Source organism: Actinoplanes sp. NPDC048791 (genome assembly GCF_040650095.1).
GTDB lineage: Bacteria > Actinomycetota > Actinomycetes > Mycobacteriales > Micromonosporaceae > Actinoplanes.
Window position 1 is genome coordinate 1 of record NZ_JBEZGQ010000802.1, and the last position, 3,915, is coordinate 3,915.

5 protein-coding genes are annotated in these 3,915 nt (G+C 72.8%); 2 read left to right on the plus strand and 3 right to left on the minus strand.

Annotated features, from left to right (window positions below):
• The 3 genes from AB0C29_RS37360 to AB0C29_RS37370 form a co-directional block, all read right to left on the minus strand.
• Positions 1–568 (minus strand): DUF3090 domain-containing protein (locus AB0C29_RS37360; RefSeq protein ID WP_360830730.1); only part of this gene is annotated, 568 nt, incomplete at its 3' end.
• A 109-nt stretch (positions 569–677) separates the two neighbouring features.
• Positions 678–1,367, minus strand: coding sequence for a histidine phosphatase family protein (locus AB0C29_RS37365; protein WP_360830733.1), 690 nt, complete (start codon positions 1,365–1,367; stop codon positions 678–680).
• Between the two features lie 2 nt (positions 1,368–1,369).
• Positions 1,370–2,422, minus strand: a complete 1,053-nt coding sequence (locus AB0C29_RS37370) for an LLM class F420-dependent oxidoreductase (RefSeq protein ID WP_360830736.1) — start codon at positions 2,420–2,422, stop codon at positions 1,370–1,372.
• A 166-nt stretch (positions 2,423–2,588) separates the two neighbouring features.
• Between AB0C29_RS37370 and AB0C29_RS37375 the strand changes: the two genes are divergently transcribed.
• On the plus strand, positions 2,589–3,605 hold the full coding sequence (locus tag AB0C29_RS37375; RefSeq protein ID WP_360830739.1) for an aldo/keto reductase: 1,017 nt from the start codon (positions 2,589–2,591) through the stop codon (positions 3,603–3,605).
• A 5-nt stretch (positions 3,606–3,610) separates the two neighbouring features.
• A complete protein-coding gene (locus AB0C29_RS37380; protein ID WP_360830742.1) occupies positions 3,611–3,802 on the plus strand; it encodes a DUF5703 family protein in 192 nt (63 codons plus the stop codon).
• Positions 3,803–3,915: the final 113 nt, after the last annotated feature.

Consider the following 3,915-nt stretch of genomic DNA (forward strand, 5'->3'; position numbering starts at 1 on the left):
GGTGGCCGGCCGGGTCCAGCGGCTGGCCGCAGAGCGGGCACGGCGGGCGGCCCGCCGCGACCACGCGCCGGGCGCGGTCGATGAACGCGCGGGTCGCCTCGGGGGTCAAACGGACGCGCAGCCGGTCGAGGTCGTCGTCGGGCTCGTCGTCCTCGTCGTCGGCGATCGGGTCGTCGTCCTCGTCCTCGTCGTCCTCGCCGAGCTCGACCTCCGCGTCGCCCTCACCGGCCTCGATCGCCTCGATGACGACGGTGGTGGTGTCGACGTCGAAGGCGAGACCGAGCGTGCCGACGCGGAACTCCTCGTCGACGGGGGTGTCCAGCGGCTCGTTGTCGTTGATCGCGAGCACGGGGGCCTCGGGCAGGTCGACGCCGAACCGCCGGCTGGCCTCGGTGAGCAGCTCCTCCAGCTTTTCGGCGAGCAGCGACACCTGGACCTTCTCCAGCGCCACGCTGACCACCCGGCCGCCACCGCGGGCCTGGAGGAAGAATGTCCGGTCCCCCGGCTCGCCCACCGTCCCGGCGACGAACCGCTCGGGCGGCTCGAAGGCATGCACCTGGTGGGTCATGGGTTCGACCCTATCCGCCCGCGTGCGCGAGCGCTCAGCCCACCGGCGGGGTTCGCCGAGGGCGCAAAGCGTGCGCACGCTGTGGTAACACGCCGGTTACCGGCCGTACTCATGCGCCGCCGCCCGCGCCACCGCCCACGGCCGCGTCGGACTCCGGGAGCGCGCCCTCGGCGGGCTTCGGCGGGATCAGCGCCGAGAGGTCCGCGGTGTCGTTGAGCCGCACCAGGAACGGGCGGGTCGGGGTGTAGCGGATCACGCTCACCGAGGCCGGATCGGCCACCAGGCGCTGGAACTCGTCGAGGTGCAGACCCATAGCGTCGGCCACGATGGCCTTGATCACATCTCCGTGGCTGCACGCCAGCCACAGCGCCTCCGGGCCGTGCGTGGCGGTGACCCGGGCGTCCCAGCGGCGGATGGTGGCCACCGCGCGGGCCGACATGGCCGCCATCGCCTCGCCGTTGGGGAACACGGCCGCGCTGGGGTGCTGCTGGACGACCGGCCAGAGCGGCTCGCCGGTGAGCTCCTTGAGCGGGCGGCCCTCCCAGTCGCCGTAGCCGCACTCGATCAGGCCCTCGTCGACCTCCGGCACGATGTCCGGCAGGGCCAGCTCCAGGGTCTGCCGGCAGCGGATCAGCGGGCTGGTCACCACGGCGGCGAGCGGCAGCTTGCGCAGCCGCTCACCGACCCGCTGGGCCTGGCCCCGGCCGGCCTCGTCGAGCTCGACCGGCAGCCGGCCGGCGAGCTCACCGGTGGCGTTGGCGGTGGTCCGCCCGTGGCGGAGCAGCAGAACGGTGGCCACGGCTACTCGGCCACGCCCGACGCCTCGTACGCCTCCGCGACGGTGCGCAGCGTGGCGATGCCGCTCTCCAGGTCGCCCACGTACGGGCTGATGGAGAGCGTGCCGACGCCGGCGGCGGCGTACTCCCGGATGCGTTCGGTGATCCGGGCCTTGGGCCCGACCATCGAGGTCCGGGTGATGAAGTCCTGCGGGATCGCGGCGGCCGCGTCCCGCGGCTTGCGGTCCAGGTAGAGGTCCTGGACCTCCTTGGCCGCGTCCGCGTAGCCCATCCGGACGGCGAGCTGGTTGTAGAAGTTCTGCTCGCGGCTGCCCATGCCGCCGACGTACAGCGCGGCGTACGGGCGGATCTGGTCGGCCCCGGCGGCGATGTCGTCGCCGATCACGACCGGGACGGTGGGCGCCACGTCGAAGCCGGTCAGGCCGGCGCCGCTCTTGGACCGGCCGCGCTCGATGTGCTGGAGATACTCCCCCGCGGCGTCGGGCGCGAAGAAGATGGCCAGCCAGCCGTCGGCGATCTCGCCCGCCAGCTCGAGATTCTTCGGGCCCACCGCGGCCAGGTAGATCGGGATCTGCTCGCGCGGCGGGTGGAAGCCCAGCCGCAGCGCCTTGCCGGGGCCGTCGGGCAGCGGCAGCGTGTAGTGCTCGCCGTCGTAGGCCACCGGCTTGCGGGCGATCGCCAGCTTGACGATGTCGACGTACTCGCGGGTGCGGCCCAGCGGCTTGCCGAAGCGCACACCGTGCCAGCCCTCGGAGACCTGCGGGCCGGAGACGCCCAGGCCCAGGCGGAACCGGCCGCCGGAGAGGGTGTCGATGGTCGCGGCGGTCATCGCGGTCATCGCCGGGCTGCGCGCCGGGATCTGCATGACGGCCGCGCCGACGTCGATCGACTGCGTCTGGCCGGCGATCCAGGCCAGCATGGTGGGCGAGTCCGAGCCGTACGCCTCCGCCGCCCAGACCACCGAGTAGCCGAGCCGGTCGGCCTCCTGGGCCATGGCCAGATGATCGGCGGGTGTGGTCCACGAGGTCTGGTATCCGAGGCTGAGTCCGAGCCGCACGGGTCCTCCCGTTTCTTCCGCGAGAGCACCGATGCTCCGCGCTACGAAGCCTAGGCGAACACGCTCAGTGATCTTCGCGGTGTTCGGTCGTCAACCCGACGGATCGCGGCCCTATTGAGCTGCCACGAGCGTTTCGCGGCCGGGCCCGGCTGAATAAGGTTCACCCATGCAACAACGACCGCTCGGCCGAAGCGGGCTGGCGGTCTCCCGGCTGGCCCTCGGCACCATGACGTGGGGCCGGGACACCGACCCCGACGACGCGGCCGACCAGCTGAAGCTCTATCTGGAGGCGGGCGGCACGCTGATCGACACCGCCGACGTGTACGGCGACGGCGACGCCGAGACGGTCATCGGCTCCCTGATCGACCACCTGGTGCCCCGCGACGAGGTGCTGATCGCCACCAAGGCCGGCCTCGGCGAGTACGGCTTCCGCCGCCGCGACAGCTCCCGCGGCCACCTGCTGCGCAGCCTGGACCAGTCGCTGCGCCGGCTCGGCACCGACTACGTGGACCTGTGGCAGGTGCACGGCTACGACCCGCAGACGCCGCTGGAGGAGACCCTGTCGGCGCTGGACCACGCGGTCAACAGCGGCCGGGTCCGCTACGTGGGCGTGTCCAACTTCGCCGGCTGGCAGACCGCGCGGGCCGCCGCCTGGCAGCAGGCGTTCCCGACCCGGGCCCCGATCGTCGCCACCCAGGTGGAGTATTCGCTGCTGGAACGCGGCGTCGAACGCGAGGTGCTGCCGGCCGCGGCGGCGCTGGGCATCGGCGTGCTGCCGTGGTCGCCGCTGGGCCGCGGGGTGCTGACGGGCAAGTACCGCAACGGCCGGCCGCTGGACTCGCGGGCCGCCACCGAGCACCTGGCGCCGTTCGTGCAGACATACCTGGAGCCGCGCAGCTCGAGCATCGTCGAGGCGGTGGTGATCGCGGCCGGCGGTCTGGGCGTGTCGCCGCTGGAGGTGGCGCTGGCGTGGATCCGGGACCGGCCGGGAGTGGTCGCGCCGATCCTGGGCGCGCGTACGGCCGGGCAGTTGCAGGGCGCGCTGCAGAGCGAGGACCTGGTGCTGCCGGGAGAGATCGCCGACGCCCTCGACGACGTGTCGGGGGTGCCGGTCGGCTACCCCGAGAGAGAGGGCCTGACCGGCCCGGGGACTGGTGACATGCCGGGCGCCGGGGCATATTAGGACGCATGGACTACGAGTACGCGCCGCTCCGGTTGCCATCGAATGTCGATCGCTTGACCGCCGCGGCGCAGCTGGCGATCCAGGCGGAATTCTCGGGGTGGGAGCTGGCCCGCGTCCAGCTCTTCCGGGACGGAACCCGGCAGGTGATGCTCCGCCGCAAGGTCCAGAGCAACCTCCAGCCGGGCCTGAGCACCTAGCCAAAGTCAAAAAGCAGCCGCCCGCCTCATGGAGGCGGGCGGCTGTTGCCCTGCCCGGCGACGGTTCAGACCGCGACCAGAGTCGCAGTGCGCCCGTCGATGTCGGGGACGCC